This is a genomic window from Myroides odoratus (assembly GCF_965118575.1).
GTDB classification, from domain to species: domain Bacteria; phylum Bacteroidota; class Bacteroidia; order Flavobacteriales; family Flavobacteriaceae; genus Flavobacterium; species Flavobacterium odoratum_B.
The window spans coordinates 67,427-86,319 of record NZ_CBCPHW010000010.1 but is presented as its reverse complement, the minus strand read 5'-3'; the positions used below and the strand labels follow the sequence as shown (position 1 = coordinate 86,319).

Here is an 18,893-nt window from a genome sequence, read left to right as displayed (position 1 = left end):
TTTTACGAAATAAAAGAGGTTATGCACAGCATAGCCTCTTTTTTTATTGGGGTGGGTGAAGGATTATGAGTTATGGGTTGAATACTGAAAAAGAAGTTCTTCTTATAAAAGCAAATCTCAAACGGACGTTAGCCTAATAAGGAGTGTCAATTATTTGAAAAAAAGGCAAGAACAAAAGGTGTTTTTGTTTCTTTTCTACCCCTTAAAAAAGAAAGTAATTTTTGATGCTGTTTTTAGATTGTCAGAACCGACTTTATACTAATAGCCACATTGCGGTCGCTGTGCAGTTTACAGAGATACTTTGTAAAAAGAAGATCTGCCTATAAAAGCGAATCTCAAACGGACGTTAGCCCAATAAGGAGTGTCAATTATTTGAAAAAACGGCAAGAACAAAAGGTGTTTGAGCGCAGCGAGTTCTTTTGTTCTCCGTTTTGAGCATTAAATTGACCCTTATTTGGGTCAGTCCAAGGTGTTTTTGTTTCTTTTCTACCCCTTAAAAAAGAAAGTAATTTTTGATGCTGTTTTTAGATTACCAGAACCGACTTTATACTAATAGCCACATTGCGGTCGATATGCAGTTTACAGTGATACTTTCTAAAAAGAAGATCTGCCTACAAAAGCGAATCTCAAACGGACGTTAGCCCAATAAGGAGTGTCAATTATTTGAAAAAACGGCAAGAACAAAAGGTGTTTGAGCGCAGCGAGTTCTTTTGTTCTCCGTTTTAAGAATAAAATTGACCCTTATTTGGGTCAGTCCAAGGGGTTTTTGTTTCTTTTCTACCCCTTAAAAAAGAACGTAATTTTTGATTGTCAGAACCAACTTTACACGAACATCAACACTGTGTACGTCTATGCTGACGCAGGAAGCATCCCATTGGTTATTCAGCTTTGTTATTAAAAAACAGAAAGAGAAATGGATTTTGGAGTGAATATCTCTCATATAAGATTGACTGAAAAGAAAATTCCCCCTATCGAAAGTAGATAACCTTTACCTAAAATTACAGCCCATAAGTTAACATAAGGCAAGGAATACTCATACAATCATAATAATAGAGCAACATAGAATTGTAGGGGTGGCAGTAAGTTTGCCTCAAACTATTCAATATTAGTATTATGAGAATAAAGTACTTATTTTTTCTTTTTATGCTTTGTTTTGCTGTACCCTTACACGCGCAAAATAAGGATCAAAAAAGCGGTATTGTATCAGGAAGAGTCATTGACGCTTCAGATAAAAGTTCACTTCCAGGTGCAGCCGTATTGTTAAACAAAGGAAAACAATATACCATTAGTAATACCAATGGTTATTTTGAGTTTTTAAATATACCAATGGGTTCATATACCCTATCGGTTAGTTATATGGGATATGCTCCTGTAGAACACGAAGTGGAGGTCGTTGCTGGACAAAATACAGTAGTGAATTTGAGTTTGTCTACCGATATTCAAACTTTAGAGGGAATTGTAATTGTGGGAGATCGCTTAAAAGGGCAAGCAAAGGCATTGAATCAACAGATGAATAAAGAAAATGTATCCAATGTTATTTCTGCCGATCAAGTAGGACGTTTTCCAGATTCTAATATTGGAGATGCTTTAAAACGCGTACCGGGTATTACCATGCAAAATGACCAAGGCGAAGCCCGTAATATTGTAATACGAGGATTAGCCTCAAATTTAAATTCAGTTACCTTAAACGGAGATCGTATTCCTTCAGCAGAAGGAGATAACCGAAATGTTCAGATGGATTTAATTCCTTCGGATATGATTTCATCTATAGAAGTCAATAAAACCCTAACCCCGGATATGGATGCAGATGCGATTGGTGGATCGGTAGATTTGATTACCCGTGCTTCTCCTTATGGGGAGCGAATTTCTGCAACTCTTGCAGGCGGTTATAATCCAATTCGAGAGAAAGGCAATTACATCGGTAGTTTTGTCTATGGCAATCGATTTTTAGATTCTAAATTCGGTATGATCTTAAGTGGATCCTATAACAGCAATAATTTTGGATCTGATAATGTAGAAGCAGTTTGGGCTAAAGATGAGCATGGCAATGTATACATCAATCAATATGATATCCGTAAATATGATGTACAACGCGTACGTCGCAGTTTTTCAGGGGCTTTTGATTATAAAATCAATGAGAACCATACCATTTATGCGAGTGCGATGTACAATTGGAGAGATGATAGAGAAAATCGCTATCGCGTGCGTTACAGAGGGATAACACCAGAATACGATGCCGATAATGCTATTATAGGGTACAAAGGAGATATCCGCAGAGAAACAAAAGGAGGCGTTGATAACAACCGCAATAAGAATACGCGTTTAGAAGATCAGCGCGTTCAAAATTACGCTTTAAGTGGAACACATTTATGGTCAAGTAGTTTAGATATGGACTGGTCGATGAACTATGCGCGTGCATCAGAAGATCGCCCAGGAGAGCGTTATTTGGACTTTCAAAATAAAAAAGTTGCTATTCAAGAGGATTTATCTAATGGAGATTATCCGTTGCTAACAGCGGTAAAAGATACACCTGAAAATTTCAGTTTTAGAAAACTAACTGAAAATGATAACTTTACGAAAGACAGTGAATTTGGGGCGAAATTAAATTTTAGAATACCCTTTTCAGTAATTGAAGATCAAAAAGGACGTTTGCGTTTTGGTGGACGTTTGCGTCTCAAAGATAAAAAACGCGACAATATGTTCTATGAATTTAAACCCGTTGGAACGAATGCCATAGGAAAATTAGTAGATGTTCCTTCTAGTTTTTACGATGGTAAAGACTTTCAAGCTGGGAGTCGTTATGTACCCGGTTATTTTGCTTCCAATGCTTACTTAGGAGGATTGGATTTACACAGGGCAAGTCAGTTTGAGAAAAAAGAAGTACCCGCAGAATATCTAGCGTTAAACTACAAGGCGAAAGAAAAAATATATGCCGGTTATATTCGTTGGGACCAAGATTTTAATGAAAACTTATCCATGATTGTCGGTGCTCGTATTGAACATACAAGCATTGATTATACAGGAAATTATCTTGTAGATGAAAGTGACCTAATTGGCGAAGTAAATAACACAAATAGTTATACCAATGTAATGCCGAGTTTGACGTTTAAATACCAAACCGCAACGGATTGGATTTATAGAGCCGCTTTTACAACGGCATTAGCTAGACCCGATTATTATGCTTTAGCGCCTTATATCAATGTTGCCTCTCAGGAAAATACAATCGCAGCAGGGAATCCCGATTTAAAAGCAACCTATGCGTATAATTTTGATTTAATGGCTGAAAAATATTTTCAATCCGTGGGAATGTTCTCTGCGGGTGTGTTTTACAAAAACTTAAATGACTTTATTTATACCTACCGCTCAGACTCTTTTTCGCAAGATAACTTTAAGAGTGAATTCCCAGATCAGGTGAACCCAATTCAAGCAGGAGAAACGTGGAAATTTACGCAACAACGCAATGGAGACCAAGTTAATTTGTTTGGGGTTGAGGTTGCTTTTCAAAGGCAATTGGACTTTATTCCGGGTAAATTCTGGAAAGGCTTAGGTGTTTATGTCAACTATACTTATACCCATTCTCAAGCAAAGGGAATTACAAATGCAAATGGAGAAATTAGAAAAAATATGGAATTACCAGGAGCGGCTCCTCATATGTTTAACGGGTCATTATCCTGGGAAAATGAACGATTTTCTGCTCGTGTTTCTGTAAATTATGCCTCTGATTATTTAGATGCTCTAGGCGGAAGTAGTTTTGAAGATAGTTACTATGACAAACAATTATTTTTAGATGCCAATGCCTCTTATAAAATCACACGTTATTTAAGCGTTTTTGCTGAAGCTACTAATTTGACGAATCAACCCTTGAGATACTACCAAGGCGTTAGTAATCGCGTTATGCAAATGGAGTATTACCAACCTAAATTTACATTGGGAATTAAATTTGATTTATAACAGAAGTTTACAATAGAAAAAGTACAGCAACTAAATAGTTGCTGTACTTTTTTAAAACACAAAGCATGAAAAAGATACTATACAGCCTACTTTTGGCTTGTTCACCTTGGTTTGTTCACGCACAAACCCCTTTTGAAAACGAAAAAATCACGGGATACTCAGGGCGTAATATCCCAAGTTTAGCCTATAAAAAAGACAGTTTTAATTTCGTCGTACTAGGTGATTTCGGGCGAGTGGGGGATTACTATCAAAAAGAAGTTGCTCGGGAAATGGGAAATGCCATGGTTGTTTTAGATGGTGAATTTGTCGTATCAGTAGGGGATAATTTTTATCCAAACGGGGTTGCGAGTACACAAGATTACCATTGGATAGCATCGTTTGAAACGATCTATACCAATCCATCCCTATATGCCAATTGGTATGTAGCCCTAGGCAATCACGATTATTTAGGCAATGTTCAAGCTCAACTGGACTATACGAATATTAGCAGACGTTGGAATATGCCAGAACGCTATTACAGTGAGGTTTTTACCTTAGAAAATGGTAAAAAACTCTTGTTGGTTGTTATGGATACCAATCCGTTTATTGACGGCTATCAAAAGAGCAACAAATACAGCGATTTAACCGAACAAGATACAGCCAAGCAAATGCAGTGGTTAGAAGAAACCCTCGGACAAGCAGCGGAGGATATCCAGTGGAAAATTGTAGTCGGTCACCATCCGATGTACAGTGGAGGGAAGCGCAAAAACAATAAAGATACCCAAGGATTTGAACAAAAGTTTGCTGCCTTCTTTGACCGCCATAAAGTGGATGCCTATATTTGTGGACATGAACATGATTTGCAAATTATAAAACCTAAAAATAGATATACAACACAATTCTTATCGGGTGCGGCAAGTGAAGTGCGCCCTTCAGGAACCATGGAGCACACTATTTTTGCTGCAGCAGAACCTGGATTTATGACTTTTTCAATTGCTGCAAACGAATTGACCGTTCAAGTGGTAAAAGCAAAAGACGATAAAGCGGAAGTAATCTATACACACACCATTAAACAAAAAAATAATGCATACTAAATTTTTATATCTCGTACTAAGTTGTGTTGTACTAACGGCTTGTAAAGACCAATTAGCACCCGTTTCTCCCGATGCAATTCAACCTGTGGTTGTAACTGAACAAACCGTTTTTGATACCGATGATCCCGCCATTTGGGTGAATAAAAAAGACGCAACTAAAAGTTTGATTATTGGCACAGATAAAGAAAAGGGAGGGGGACTTTACGCGTTTGATTTACAGGGGAAAATTGTCAGCAAGTATGTGGATATGGCACGTCCAAACAATGTGGATATTGCCTATGATTTCCCCTACCAAAATCAATTCATTGATGTTGCTGTTGTAACTGAAAGAAAGGCGAATAAAATTAGAATCTTCAAATTACCTGAATTGACCCCTATTGACGACGGTGGATTGACGGTTTTTGAAGGAGAGAAAACAGAAGGATTCAATGAGCCTATGGGAATTGCCTTATATGAGAAGACAGCAGCTGAGTCGAAAGTATTCTATGCTATTGTAGGTAGAAAAAACGGACCTTCTACGGATTATTTATGGCAGTATGCGTATGCAACGAATGAACAAGGGAAAATAGAATTGCAATTGGCTCGAAAATTTGGTACCTATAGCGGAAAGAAAGAAATTGAAGCGATTGCCGTGGATAAAGAATTGGGATATATCTATTATTCAGATGAAACAGCCGGTGTTCGCAAGTATTATGCAGATCCTGAAAAAGGAAATGATGAGCTTGCCTTTTTTGCCCAAAAAGAGGCCAAAAGAGACCATGAAGGGATTGCAATCTACAAAAAAGAGGCAACAACAGGATATATTATCGTTTCAAATCAACAGGATAATTCTATCCTAATCTATCCGAGAGAAGGAGAAACAGCTAATCCTCACAAACATCAGCTATTGGCTACAATTCCTGTGGCAGCTATAGAATGCGATGGTCTGGAAGCGACTTCTTTAGTGTTAGATCCTCAATTTCCACAAGGTATGTTGGTGATGATGAGCAATGGAAAAGTATTTCAGTATTACGATTGGATGCGAATTCAAGAAAAAATTGATCAAGCTAAAAAATAAACCTAAAAAAGACATCGCATAGATGTCTTTTTTTAGGTTAGAAATACTAGGATGTTCAAACGGTAGACGATATATTTATTTGGATTTCTTACTTCTTTTCTTTTGGGTAAAATAAATCGTAATAGGCAAGGTAATGAAGAGTATAAGTAACAGGTCATAATCCAGCTGTATTAGATTGTAATTCTTTAATAGGAGAAGACAAATCAAGGCTAAAAAAGCAGCGAGAAAAAAATATTTGATTTTCATATGACGTTTTTGTTAGGTGTAAGTACTACCGAGATAAATATAAGTAATAAATAATGAAATAAAATAAGGTACTGAGCATAGCATATGCGGGTATAGAAAATGAAAGGATATAGAAGACTTTTTTAGGTGATTAGTAAGAGGGAAGTGTATAGATATAAAATTTAATTCAAAGGAAGGCGAAAGTAATCGTCTTCCTTTTTGTATCTTTAGGAGATATCAAAAATAAAATCACTATGAATTATACAGAAAAAATGTTGCCGCCAACGGCATTAAAAGATAAAGTTGTTATTGTAACCGGTGGAGGAAGTGGATTAGGTAAGTCGATGTCTGCTTATTTCATGGAAATTGGGGCCAAAGTAGTTATTACCTCTCGCGATTTAGAGAAACTCAAAAAAACAGCACAAGAATTAGAAGAACAAACAGGAGGGATGTGTTTTCCTGTAAGTTGTGATGTGAGACATTACGATCAAGTCGAACAAATGCTACAAGCGGTATTGGACAAATGGGGAAAAGTTGATGTGTTGCTCAATAATGCGGCAGGTAATTTTATTTCTCCTACGGAGCGATTGTCTTCAAATGCTTTTGATACCATTGTGGATATTGTTTTAAAGGGAACTAAAAACTGTACGTTGGTTTTAGGGAAGCATTGGATTGAGCAAAAACAAAAAAATACGATTGTTTTAAATATAACCACAACCTATGCTTGGACGGGATCTGCGTATGTAGTGCCTTCTGCGGTGGCAAAAGCAGGTGTTTTGGCCATGACCCGAAGTTTAGCTGTAGAATGGGCTAAATATGGCATGCGCTTTAATGCCATTGCTCCTGGGCCATTTCCTACAAAAGGAGCTTGGGATCGCTTATTACCCGGAGAGTTAAGAGAAAAATTTGATTTAACTAAAAAAATCCCTTTGCGCCGAGTAGGCGAACATCAAGAGCTGGCCAATTTAGCAGCTTATTTGATTTCTGATTTTTCTAGCTTTATCAATGGTGAAGTCGTTACAATTGACGGTGGTGAATGGCTACAAGGTGCCGGAGAATTTAATATGCTCGATCAAATCCCTGAAGCCATGTGGGATATGTTGGAAGCGAATGCACGTAAAAAATAAAGAGATTAAAGGGATATTCTTTTGTTTTATACTAGATTATCCCTTTTTTAATGAACGCTTACCAATTGAGAATGTTAATAAAATAGATTTTATATGCAGATAAATAATCGTATTTTTACCACTCAAAAAATATCTGACTTAAGAAAATGGGGAAAATTATAGCTGTTGCAAATCAGAAGGGTGGAGTAGGTAAGACTACTACTTCTGTTAATCTAGCTGCTTCTTTAGGAGCGCTTGAAAAAAAGGTATTGTTAATTGATGCCGACCCTCAGGCAAACGCTTCTTCAGGTCTAGGTGTGGATGTAGATAATGTTGAAATAGGGACGTATGAAGTCCTTGAACACAGTTGTTCACCTGCAGATGCAGTGGTTGATTGTACTGCCCCAAATGTATATCTAATTCCAGCACATATTGATTTGGTGGCTATTGAAATTGAATTAGTAGATAAAAAAAACAGAGAGTATATGCTCAAAGAAGCCTTGCAATCAATTAAAGATAAATACGACTATATTATCATTGATTGCGCTCCTTCTTTAGGCTTGCTAACGCTGAATGCTTTAACAGCAGCAGATTCTGTGATTATTCCTATTCAATGTGAATATTTTGCCCTAGAAGGATTAGGCAAATTGTTGAATACAATCAAAAGTGTTCAACGCATTCACAACCCGAAATTAGATATTGAAGGCTTATTACTAACGATGTATGATTCGCGTTTACGCTTGTCGAATCAAGTAGTGGAAGAGGTACAAAAACACTTTAATGAGATGGTTTTTGATACTATTATTCAACGCAATGTCAAATTAAGTGAAGCACCGAGTTTCGGTGAAAGTATCATAAATTACGATGCAACAAGTAAAGGTGCTACAAATTATATTAATTTAGCCGAGGAAATAGTAAAAAAGAATCATTAAAATAGCAGAGCAAAGATAAACTATGGCAAAAGCAATAAAGAAACAAGCTTTAGGAAGGGGATTGTCAGCCTTGTTAAAAGATCCTGACAATGATATCAAGTCAATTGATGATACGAATGCCGATAAAGTCGTTGGTAATATCATTGAACTTGATTTAGAATCTATTGAAATAAATCCTTTTCAGCCTCGTACCAATTTTAATGAAGAAGCCTTACAAGAATTAGCGAGTAGCATTCGTGAATTGGGTGTTATTCAGCCTATTACGGTTCGAAAAGTTGATTTTAATAAATATCAGTTAATTTCAGGAGAAAGAAGGTTAAGAGCTTCTAAAATTGCTGGATTATCAACGGTTCCTGCTTATATTCGCATCGCAAACGATAATGATTCGCTTGTAATGGCTTTGGTTGAGAATATTCAACGTCATGATTTAGACCCTATTGAAATTGCAATGTCGTACCAGCGTTTGATGGAAGAAATAAGTCTTACCCAAGAACAAGTAAGTGATCGCGTAGGGAAAAAACGCTCTACGATTGCTAATTATCTTCGCTTGTTGAGGTTGGATCCAATTATCCAAACGGGAATTCGAGATAGTTTTATTACGATGGGACATGGAAGAGCTATTATTACCATTGAAGATTTAGACGTACAAACCGATATTTATCAAAAAATCATTACTGAAAATTTATCTGTTCGAGATACGGAAGCTTTAGTGAAAAAGTATCAAGAAGGGGATAAAAAAGAGGTGAATATTAAAGCACAGCCTAAAATTCAACCTACTGTACCAGAGAATTACAGACAATCTTTTGGCAAATTCTTTGGAGCAAAGGTCGATATTAAAGCAAACCAGAATGGAAAAGGAAAAATTACAATTCCCTTTTATTCAGATGAAGATTTAGAGCGTATTATCAAACTTTTAGAAAAGTAGTGAGAAGTAAAGTTTTATTGATACTTATTTTTAGTACGCTTTTTCAGGTAGCAAGTTTTGCTCAAGAAGAAGGGGTACATGAAAAAGAGAGTAAAAAAGAAAAAAGAAAAAAAGAGGCTGAATATAAACCCCTTGATGCTGTCGCACCCTCCCGTGCCGCATTCTATACTACAATAGTTCCCGGTTTAGGGCAGATTTATAACAAAAAATATTGGAAAGTTCCTCTGGTTTATGCCGGAATAGGAATTCCAGTATACTTTTGGGCAGATAACCAACGCAATTATGATCGGTACCGAAACGAATATAAAAATAGATTGCAAGGGAAAATCGATCAAACCGACGAAACACTTGCCGGTTTGGATGAGCAACGTTTGTTAGATGGACAAAATTTTTACCGTAAAAACAGGGATTTATCTATTGTTATTGCCGTTGGATTTTATGTATTAAGTATTGTTGATGCCAATGTTGATGCGCATTTGATGCAATTCAATGTCAATGAAAACTTGACTATTAAACCCGTAATTGAATTCGACCAAAAGAGCTTGGCTCAACAACAGCAATATCAATATGCGATAAATATTCAATATCGTTTTTAATCCATATTTAACTTATGAAAATTGCATTACTTGGCTATGGAAAAATGGGGAAAATCATTGAAAGAATAGCCCTAGAAAGAGGGCATACCATTGTTTATACCAAACAGAGAAGTCAAACTACAGGGGAATTAGAAAAGGCGGATGTCGCTATTGATTTTAGCGTGCCATCAATCGCTGTAGATAACATAAAAGAGGCAATAAATTCCAATGTTCCAGTAGTATGTGGAACAACCGGATGGTTGGAGCAATACAAGGAAGTTGTTGATTTTTGCAAAACCAAGGATAGTGCTTTTTTATACGGATCCAATTTTAGTTTAGGCGTTAATCTATTTTTTGAATTGAATAACTACCTTGCTGAAATGATGCAGAAGCTAGAGCAATATAAGGTTTCAATGCAGGAAATTCACCATACAGAAAAGTTGGATGCACCGAGTGGAACTGCAATTACCTTGGCAGAAGGAATTATGGCTCATTCAAAGTACGAAAGTTGGACACTTGATTCCAATACCACGGCCAACCAAATACATATCGATGCGGTAAGAAAAGATAAGGTTCCAGGTACACACACGGTATGTTATGATTCTGGCATCGATCAAATTGAAATCAAACACACCGCGCACAATCGCGAAGGATTCGCTTTAGGAGCAGTGATTGCTGCGGAGTGGATTAAAGATAAAAAAGGAATTTTCTCCATGAAAGATGTACTTAATTTGAAAAAATAAGTAAATTGAGATTTAAAATATAAAGAGTATGACGATAACACAATGGTTGATTTTTTTCTTGCTGATTCAAGTAGTTCACTTTATAGGAACTTGGAAATTATATGTAAAAGCAGGTAGAAAAGCTTGGGAAGCTGCTGTTCCAGTATATAACGGGGTAGTATTAATGAAGATTATTAACCGACCTTGGTGGTGGGTAATTTTATTGTTTATTCCAATTGTAAACTTAATTATGTTCCCTGTAGTGTGGGTTGAAATATTAAGAAGTTTTGGAAAAAAATCTACCTTCGATACGATCTTAGGCGTAGTAACTTTAGGCTTGTATGTAGCCTTTATTAATTACGTTGGAGAGGTGAAATACAGAGCAAACCGATCCATAAAACCAGAAACGGAAACAGGAGAATTTGTAAGTTCGATTTTATTTGCCGTGGTTGTAGCTACAGTCATTCATACCTATGCGATTCAACCGTATACGATTCCTACGTCTTCGTTGGAAAAAACCTTATTAGTAGGAGATTTTTTATTTGTGAGTAAATTCCACTATGGAGCGAGAACACCCATGACTACAATTGCCTTGCCTATGGTACATGATACCATTCCCTTAACTTCTCGTAAATCATACCTAAGTAAACCGCATTTACCATATTTTAGATTACCAGGTTTCCAAAAAGTACAACACAATGATATTGTTGTGTTTAACTGGCCGGTAGATACGATATATAAATTCGGTGATCCAGTGAAGAGACCAGGTGTTATTAAACCAATTGACAAGAAAACAAATTATGTGAAACGCGCCGTTGGTTTACCAGGAGAAAATCTTTCCGTAAAAGACGGAGTGGTATTTATCAATGATAAAGAATTACAGCTAAATGATCGAGCTAAAGTTCAGTATAGCTATTTAATTCAAACAGATGGTAGCCTGGATTTAAGAGCGATTATTCAGAATAGAAAAATTAGCGATTATGTGACCTATGTCAATCAACCGCAATATGCTGTTTTCTTTCAATCACTTACAGATGACGATGTTGCTTATTTAAAAACATTTAGCGCGGTTAAAGGGGTGCAAAGAAGTCCAGATATGAGTAATTTGTTTCAGTATAGTGCGCCAAAAGGATATATTTTTCCACATAATAAAGAAGATTGGACAGAAATTAATTTAGGGCCAATTCACATACCAGCTAAAGGAGAAACAATTGCGTTGACTGCTGATAATTTACCGATGTATAAACGCGCCATACGCGTATATGAAGGCAATGAATTAGAAGTGAAAGACGGACAGATTTACATCAATAACCAACCCACAGATCAGTATACATTCAAACAGAATTATTACTTCATGATGGGAGATAATCGAAATAATTCGGAAGATAGTAGAATGTGGGGCTTCGTACCAGAAGACCACATTGTGGGAAAACCGGTTTTTGTATGGATGAGTTTGGATCAAGCTATTCCGTGGTCGAAAGCCTTTGATAAAATACGCTGGGATCGCATGTTTATTACTGTAAACGGCAATGGAGAACAAGTATCTTATTTTCCGTACTTCGTCGTTATTTTAGTAGGTTGGGGTAGTTATAGTTTCTACAAAAAAAGAAAAAATAAAAAGAATTCTAAGTTTTAGTAATGACCAATACAATTGTACTGCATCCGACTTATTTTCCTTCAATTAGTCACTATGTAGCGATGGCACAAGCGGAAAATCTAATCTTTGAAACCGAAGATAATTTTCAAAAGCAAACCAATAGAAATAGAATGTATATTCACAATGCGAATGGCATTCAAATGTTGAATATACCGATTAAACACACAAGAGAAGGAGGAGATAGTTTAAAATTTAAAGAGGTTGAAATTGAATATGCTTTTGGCTGGCAGAAACAGCATTTTAAGAGCTTAGAAGCCGCTTATCGAACCTCACCCTATTTTGAGTATTTTGAAGATGATATACGTCCTATTTTCGAAAAACACTATACGTATATGCTAGATTTAAATCTGGCCATTCACGAAGTTATAACCGCTTGTTTAGGCGTTACGTGGAAGTATGAAAAAACAGAATCCTATGTGAAAGAAGTTCCAAACTCAATGCTAGACTTTAGAGGATTAGCAAATGGAAAGAAAGATGGGAATCAGTTTGAAACCTATACGCAAGTATTTGATGATAAAAATGGATTTTTAAACAACCTCAGTATTTTGGATTTGTTATTTAACGAAGGAAGAAATGCAGTTGATTATTTGAAAAACCAACAATTGAAATAAAACAGAAAAACCACTTTGTAACTACAAAGTGGTTTTTTTTATAAAATTTAAAGGTCTGGTGAACATTTACTCATCACTCATCACTATTTAGTAGCTGGATTTTCGTGTAATTTTAGCTCAAATATTAAATCAGCATTTGGAGGAATTGGACCTACTCCGCGCTCGCCATAGGCTAAATGAGAAGGGATAAAGATAAGCGCTGTATCGCCAAAACTCATTTGTTCAATACCTTCAATAAATCCAGGGATTAATCCTGTTTTAGCACCAAATTTAAAAGGAATAGGTTGGTACCCATTCATGTCTGCTCTGCGTTGATCAAACATATTAAATTCTTTGGATACAGTTTCAATACTTGAATCGAACAAAAGTCCATTTTCAAAGAATCCAGCATAATCAACATATACCTCTTGACTGATTGCTGGTTTTTTTCCTGTTCCTTTTTCTGTGATAACATAAGCTAAACCTGAATCAAGAACGGTTGCTTTGCTCTTTAAATCAGTGAACTTAGAAGCGTATTTTTGCTTTGCCCCAGCTACAAGATCTTCTTTTTCTTTTTTAGCTTTAGCTTCTTCTTCAAAATAAGTTTTGAATACTTTAACCGCATCGAATTTCTTTGCGTTTTTTCCTTGACGGATAATTTTTACGCTTTCAATAACATCGCTTTCTGTGATACTATTTACAACGTCCATTCCTTTTATTGTATACCCAAACACAGAATGTCTATTATCTAAAAAAGGCGTTGGTTTGTGGGTAATGAAAAACTGACTTCCATTTGTAAAAGGCCCGCTATTAGCCATAGAAAGAGTACCTTCTTTGTCGTGCATTAATTCAGGAGAAAACTCATCTTTAAATACATAACCTGGTCCGCCAGAACCTGTACCGGTTGGGTCTCCAGCTTGAATAACAAAGTCATTCACTACACGGTGAAATTTTATCCCATCAAAGTACTGTTTTCCTTTGTATTGTTCATCCACAAACGGATTCTTTCCCTCTGCTAAACTCACAAAGTTAGCTACTGTTATAGGCGCTTTTTCGTATGCTAATTCAACGATGATATTGCCTTTGCTTGTTTTAATATCTGCATACAACCCATCTGGTAAATCAGATTTTTGTGTTGTACAAGACGATATTAAAGCAACTAAACTTAAAATTAAACTCGTCATTTTTTTCATTTTTATGGATTAGATTTTGTGATTGATTCTAAAGAAACGATTACGATTAAGGGTTGATTCTTTGCAATGCCCTTTTGATCTCCTAGGTAACTATAGGCGAGGGCTGAAGGCGTTAAGATTTTAATGCTTTCCTTAGGCTTTAATAGCTTTAAACTGCTTTTTAAAACCGGTAAGATATCTTCTTCATCTACCTTATAGGTCAATGGACCGATGTCCTTTTGTGCATAAATAATACTGTCATTTACACTGTGTATTTCATAGGTATACGTGACAATATCGCTTTTTTGAGGTTTTATGGAATCTTTTACTTCTCTTTTTAGATAGGTAAACCAAAAACCAGTATTGGAGTGGATATACGTGTTTGCTTTCTCTTTTTCTCTGTATTTTGTAAAAATATCTTCCTCACTTTCTCTCAATTCGATATTGCGATCAATAGAAAGTTTCGTTTCTAGTGATTTAGATTGAGAAATAGGTTTTCTAGCCTCTTGTTTATTCTGACAACTAGTCAAAATAAAAACACAAGAAAAAAAGATAAAATAAAAAGGAGATTTACGCATAAAAATCTTGTTTATGGTTCGTTACAATTTCGATATAGCGTTGAATTGTCTCTTCAAGGGATAGTATTGATTTTCCACCTGCGGCATTGATATGTCCTCCGCCTTCAAAATAGGTACGTGCCAGTTGATTGACATCTAAATTACCCGAAGAACGGAAAGAAATTTTGATGATACCTTCCTCTTTGCGTTCAATGAAAAAAGCCGTTAAATCTATACCACTTATAGAAAGGCCATAATTCACTAAACCTTCTGTATCTCCTTTTTGATGGGTAAATTCATGTAGTTCTTCCTCACTTAAAAAGAGATAGGAGGATTGTGTTTGCGGAATTAAGCGCAGGTTTTGCAAAGCCCTACCCATCAACTGTAAACGGTTAAATGAGCTGTTGTCAAAAAGCGAATGATGAATCTGAGGATTATCAATTCCTTTGTCAATTAAAGCGGCAACAACCTGATGTGTTTTTGCAGTAGTTTTAGGGAATCTGAAAGAGCCAGAATCCGTTACAATCCCTGTGTAAATACAAGTTGCTGCATTTTTGTCTACTAAATCAGTCAAGTTCATTTGTTCGAGTAGCGAATACAATAATTCACAAGTAGAGCCAAAAGAGGTATCAGAAAAAGTTAGTTTCGCATAGTCACCAGGCATTTGGTGGTGATCAATCATAACGAAATCATTGGGTAAGCTTTGCAAAAAAGCCCCCATTTCATCACCTGTACGAGATAAGATATTAAAATCTAGCGTAAAAATCACATCGCTATTCTTTAGGATATGTTGTCCCGCAGATTTATTGAAATCATAAATTTTAATATGTTCTGTTCCTGGCATCCAGGCCAAAAAGTTTGGAAATTCATTCGGAGAAATAACATCTACCTTATGACCGATTTGCTTTAATACATGATATAAACCTAAACAAGAGCCAATAGCATCTCCATCGGGATTGCGATGGGGGATAATAGAAATGCTCTTAGTTGGTAAACTAATTAGTTGTTTTAAAGTATCTATTGTTGTATGCTTCATCATGCGAAAATAAGTTATTTTGCATCATTTGCATAAAAAAGTGATATGAATTTAATCAAATTAAAATAACAATTCGTATTTATTCTGCTAAGGAGCGAAGCTCTCTCTTATCGAGAAGAATAATGTCTTTCCCTTTGAGTTGAATAATTCCTTCTTTTTTCAATTCCGAAAGCAAACGAATACAGCTTTCTGTGGCTGTTCCAACCATATTGGCTAAGTCTTCGCGGGATAATTTGATGTTTAAGGCTTGGGTCTCAGAAGAAGAACCTCCTAAATCCTCTAGTTTTAATAAGATAATAGCTAATCGCTCTTTTACAGTCTTGTGGGTTTGATTTGCTAAATCTTGATCTGCATCTTTCAGGTGGGTACAGATATCTCTTGTAACAAGTAAAGAAAATTTATTGTTGTCAGTGAAGTTTTCCAACATTTCTTTCTTGGGAATAAAACACACTTGCATATCTTCTAAGGCAGTGGCAGATAGATTAGATGTTTCCTCATTGATAATTGAACGTTGTCCCAATAAGTCCCCTCTCTTTGCTAATTTAACAATGGAGTCTTTGCCATTAGAATTTAACTTGGTCAATTTACAGAACCCCTCTTGAATGCAATAAACCCCATTTAAACTTTCCCCTTCAGAGAAGATGTTTTCTCCTTTTTTGATAATAAAGTGGGTTTTTGTTTCTGAAATAGCCAATAACTCTTCTCTGGTTAGCGCTTTTAAAGAACTAAATTCTCTAATCATACATTGCTCACATCTTCCCATACCTAATAAACTATTTTGTACAAATGGTAAAAATACCTCTGCAAAGATAGTGCTATTTAGTGATAAATGTCATAATTTTTAGGAGAATTAACTAAGACCTTTGTACAAGGTAAATGAGCAAATTTTATGGAACAAAAAGCATGTTTTCATTGTGGTAACAGTGTTACTGCCTTTAATCGTATTGACTATGACGAAAAAATGTTTTGTTGTAATGGGTGCAAGACCGTTTACGAAATTTTTAGTGAAAACGACCTAAGCAGTTACTACGATCTTCAAGCAACACCCGGTGCTACTCCTGAAGAAGTAAATGGGAAATACGATTTTCTTAGCAATCCTGATATTGTAGAAAAACTATTGGAATTCAACGAAGGAACAACGGCGATTGTTTCCTTGTCTATTCCACATATCCATTGCAGTTCTTGTATTTGGATCTTAGAAAATCTGCACAAAATAAACCCCGGTATTTACCGTGTTTTGGTCAACTTTCCAGAAAAAAAAGCAACTATTACCTTTAATACAGATAAAATTGATTTAAAAGAAGTGGTACTACTTTTGTGTAGTATTGGATATGAACCCTATATCAGTTTAAAGAATTACGAAGAAAAACCCGCTGCAATTGATCGCAGTTTAATTTATAAAATTGGCGTTGCCTTTTTTTGTTATGGCAACGTAATGATGCTGTCTTTTCCAGAATATTTCAATATTGATGATGTATGGATGGAGCAATACAAAAACTTTTTTAGATGGTTGATTTTACTACTCTCTCTGCCTGTTTTCTTTTATTCTGCATCTCCGTATCATAAAGCAGCTTGGACAGGTATCAAAACAAAAAATTACACCATTGATATTCCAATGTCTTTAGGAATTATTGTCATGTTTATTCGCAGTACCGTTGATATTGTTTTTGATTGGGGCCCTGGATTTTTTGACAGTATGACGATGTTGGTGTTTTTTATGTTATTAGGTAAATTATTTCAGCAACGCACTTATAATTTTTTGTCCTTTGAACGAGATTATAAATCTTATTTTCCTATTGCTATTACCAAACTTGGAAAAAATGGCGAAGAAGAACCCATTCAAGTTTACAACGTAGAACAAGGAGATCGCTTATTGATTCGAAATCAAGAATTAGTACCTGTCGATGCTATCTTACTTTCAGAACGCGCTTTTATCGATTATAGCTTTGTAACTGGAGAAGCAATTCCGGTTGAAAAAAAATCAGGAGATAAATTATTTGCGGGTGGAAAACAAATGGGAGAGGCTGTAGAAGTGGAGGCTATTAATAAGGTATCCCAAAGTTACTTGACTCAATTGTGGAGTAATGAAGTATTTCAGAAGCGAGTAGATTTAAAATATAAAACCATTACCGATACAGTAAGTCATTATTTTACACCTGCACTATTAACTATTTCTGTATTGGCCTTTTTGGGATGGGCTTTTGTTGATTTGAACAGTGCATTTAATGTGGTTACCGCTATTTTAATTGTCGCTTGTCCCTGTGCTTTAGCTTTGACAGCTCCTTTTACTTTAGGGAATGCAATCCGTATTTTGGGACGCAAAAAATTCTTTTTGAAGAATGTAACCGTGGTTGAACAAATGGCAAAAGTAGATACGTTAGTTTTTGATAAAACAGGTACGATTACAACAAATGCAAAATCGACGATTCAATATGAAGGTGTAGCATTGTCCAAAGAGCAACAAGCGGATATTAAAAATTTGGTACGTGCCTCTAATCACCCTTTGAGTCGAAAATTATATGCTTTTTTACAAGCTAAGGTGGTGAGTAAACCCACTCAATTTGAAGAAATTGCAGGACAAGGTATTGTAGGAGAAATAAATGAGAAGGTATATAAAATTGGTTCAACTGCTTTAGTGGATGCCGCTCTACAAGAGCGAATCAATGAAACAGCTGTACATATTGCTGTTGGAGGACAGTACTTAGGGAAATTTATTTTTGAAAATCACTACCGACCTGGGCTAGCGAAACTCTTTGAAAATTTGAGCAAACACAAGTATAAAATGTGTATTCTTTCGGGAGATAATGAAGGTGAAAAAGCGTATTTACAAACCCTTTTACCCAAGGACACCGCTTTCGCTTTTAATCAAAAGCCGGAAGAAAAATTGGACTATGTAAAGGCGCTACAAGTACAAGGAGGAAATGTAATGATGATTGGGGATGGATTAAATGATGCAGGAGCTCTCGCCCAAAGTAACGTTGGCGTATCCGTTTCAGAAAATGTAAATGTGTTTACGCCAGCGAGTGATGCGATTCTAGATGCTAGTGTTTTTGATCAACTCGTAGGGTATTTACTTTTTTCTAAACAATCTGTTAAAATAATTAAGCTGAGCTATGTTTTAGCTTTGACCTATAATGTAATTGGTATTACCGTTTCGATTATGAATATGATGTCACCTTTATTGGCTGCGATATTGATGCCAATTAGCACATTTACAATCATTAGCTTCGTTACTGTATTGACAAATTATTATGGAAAAAGGATAAAATAAAAAACCCAAGTATTAGGTTTTTGGTGATATTTATCATATTTTTA

The 18,893-nt window shown here is 35.8% G+C and carries 15 protein-coding genes; 11 read left to right on the top strand and 4 right to left on the bottom strand.

The features are described 5' to 3' along the window. Positions 1-1,113 precede the first annotated feature (1,113 nt). The 10 genes from ACMHJ2_RS10070 to ACMHJ2_RS10025 all read left to right on the top strand — a co-directional run bounded on the left by ACMHJ2_RS10070 (position 1,114) and on the right by ACMHJ2_RS10025 (position 12,834). Positions 1,114-3,951: a TonB-dependent receptor gene (locus ACMHJ2_RS10070; RefSeq protein WP_413512769.1), complete on the top strand. Its 2,838-nt coding sequence runs from the start codon at positions 1,114-1,116 to the stop codon at positions 3,949-3,951. 65 nt (positions 3,952-4,016) lie between these two features. Further along, positions 4,017-5,024: a metallophosphoesterase gene (locus ACMHJ2_RS10065; RefSeq protein ID WP_413512768.1), complete on the top strand. Its 1,008-nt coding sequence runs from the start codon at positions 4,017-4,019 to the stop codon at positions 5,022-5,024. Further along, positions 5,014-6,081: a phytase gene (locus ACMHJ2_RS10060; protein ID WP_413512767.1), complete on the top strand. Its 1,068-nt coding sequence runs from the start codon at positions 5,014-5,016 to the stop codon at positions 6,079-6,081. The genes ACMHJ2_RS10065 and ACMHJ2_RS10060 overlap by 11 nt, the downstream gene beginning before the upstream one ends. A gap of 479 nt (positions 6,082-6,560) precedes the next feature. Then, complete coding sequence (locus ACMHJ2_RS10055; RefSeq protein WP_413512766.1) at positions 6,561-7,433, top strand: SDR family oxidoreductase; 873 nt, start codon at positions 6,561-6,563, stop codon at positions 7,431-7,433. Positions 7,434-7,579: 146 nt separating this feature from the next. Continuing rightward, positions 7,580-8,344, top strand: coding sequence for a ParA family protein (locus ACMHJ2_RS10050; protein ID WP_413512765.1), 765 nt, complete (start codon positions 7,580-7,582; stop codon positions 8,342-8,344). Between the two features lie 22 nt (positions 8,345-8,366). After that, positions 8,367-9,269, top strand: a complete 903-nt coding sequence (locus ACMHJ2_RS10045) for a ParB/RepB/Spo0J family partition protein (protein ID WP_413512764.1) — start codon at positions 8,367-8,369, stop codon at positions 9,267-9,269. Further along, positions 9,269-9,865: a DUF5683 domain-containing protein gene (locus tag ACMHJ2_RS10040; RefSeq protein WP_413512763.1), complete on the top strand. Its 597-nt coding sequence runs from the start codon at positions 9,269-9,271 to the stop codon at positions 9,863-9,865. Before ACMHJ2_RS10045 ends, ACMHJ2_RS10040 begins: the two co-directional genes overlap by 1 nt. 14 nt (positions 9,866-9,879) lie before the next feature. Beyond that, the gene (dapB, locus tag ACMHJ2_RS10035) at positions 9,880-10,587 is read left to right on the top strand and encodes a 4-hydroxy-tetrahydrodipicolinate reductase (protein ID WP_413512762.1); all 708 of its coding nucleotides are present in this window, start codon (positions 9,880-9,882) and stop codon (positions 10,585-10,587) included. Positions 10,588-10,615: 28 nt separating this feature from the next. After that, a complete protein-coding gene (lepB, locus tag ACMHJ2_RS10030) occupies positions 10,616-12,202 on the top strand; it encodes a signal peptidase I (RefSeq protein WP_413512761.1) in 1,587 nt (528 codons plus the stop codon). Positions 12,203-12,204: 2 nt separating this feature from the next. Next, a complete protein-coding gene (locus ACMHJ2_RS10025) occupies positions 12,205-12,834 on the top strand; it encodes a WbqC family protein (protein WP_413512760.1) in 630 nt (209 codons plus the stop codon). Positions 12,835-12,917: 83 nt separating this feature from the next. Here ACMHJ2_RS10025 and ACMHJ2_RS10020 read toward each other — a convergent pair whose 3' ends face one another. From ACMHJ2_RS10020 to ACMHJ2_RS10005, 4 genes are all read right to left on the bottom strand, one after another. Next, a complete protein-coding gene (locus ACMHJ2_RS10020) occupies positions 12,918-14,006 on the bottom strand; it encodes a peptidylprolyl isomerase (protein WP_413512759.1) in 1,089 nt (362 codons plus the stop codon). A gap of 2 nt (positions 14,007-14,008) precedes the next feature. Then, positions 14,009-14,563 (bottom strand): gliding motility-associated peptidyl-prolyl isomerase GldI, encoded by a 555-nt coding sequence (gene gldI, locus ACMHJ2_RS10015; RefSeq protein WP_413512758.1) that lies wholly within the window; start codon positions 14,561-14,563, stop codon positions 14,009-14,011. Beyond that, the gene (locus ACMHJ2_RS10010) at positions 14,556-15,581 is read right to left on the bottom strand and encodes a DHH family phosphoesterase (protein ID WP_413512757.1); all 1,026 of its coding nucleotides are present in this window, start codon (positions 15,579-15,581) and stop codon (positions 14,556-14,558) included. Before ACMHJ2_RS10010 ends, gldI begins: the two co-directional genes overlap by 8 nt. 76 nt (positions 15,582-15,657) lie before the next feature. Beyond that, positions 15,658-16,341 (bottom strand): Crp/Fnr family transcriptional regulator, encoded by a 684-nt coding sequence (locus tag ACMHJ2_RS10005; RefSeq protein WP_413512756.1) that lies wholly within the window; start codon positions 16,339-16,341, stop codon positions 15,658-15,660. A 126-nt stretch (positions 16,342-16,467) separates the two neighbouring features. Between ACMHJ2_RS10005 and ACMHJ2_RS10000 the strand changes: the two genes are divergently transcribed. After that, on the top strand, positions 16,468-18,849 hold the full coding sequence (locus tag ACMHJ2_RS10000; protein WP_413512755.1) for a heavy metal translocating P-type ATPase: 2,382 nt from the start codon (positions 16,468-16,470) through the stop codon (positions 18,847-18,849). Positions 18,850-18,893: the final 44 nt, after the last annotated feature.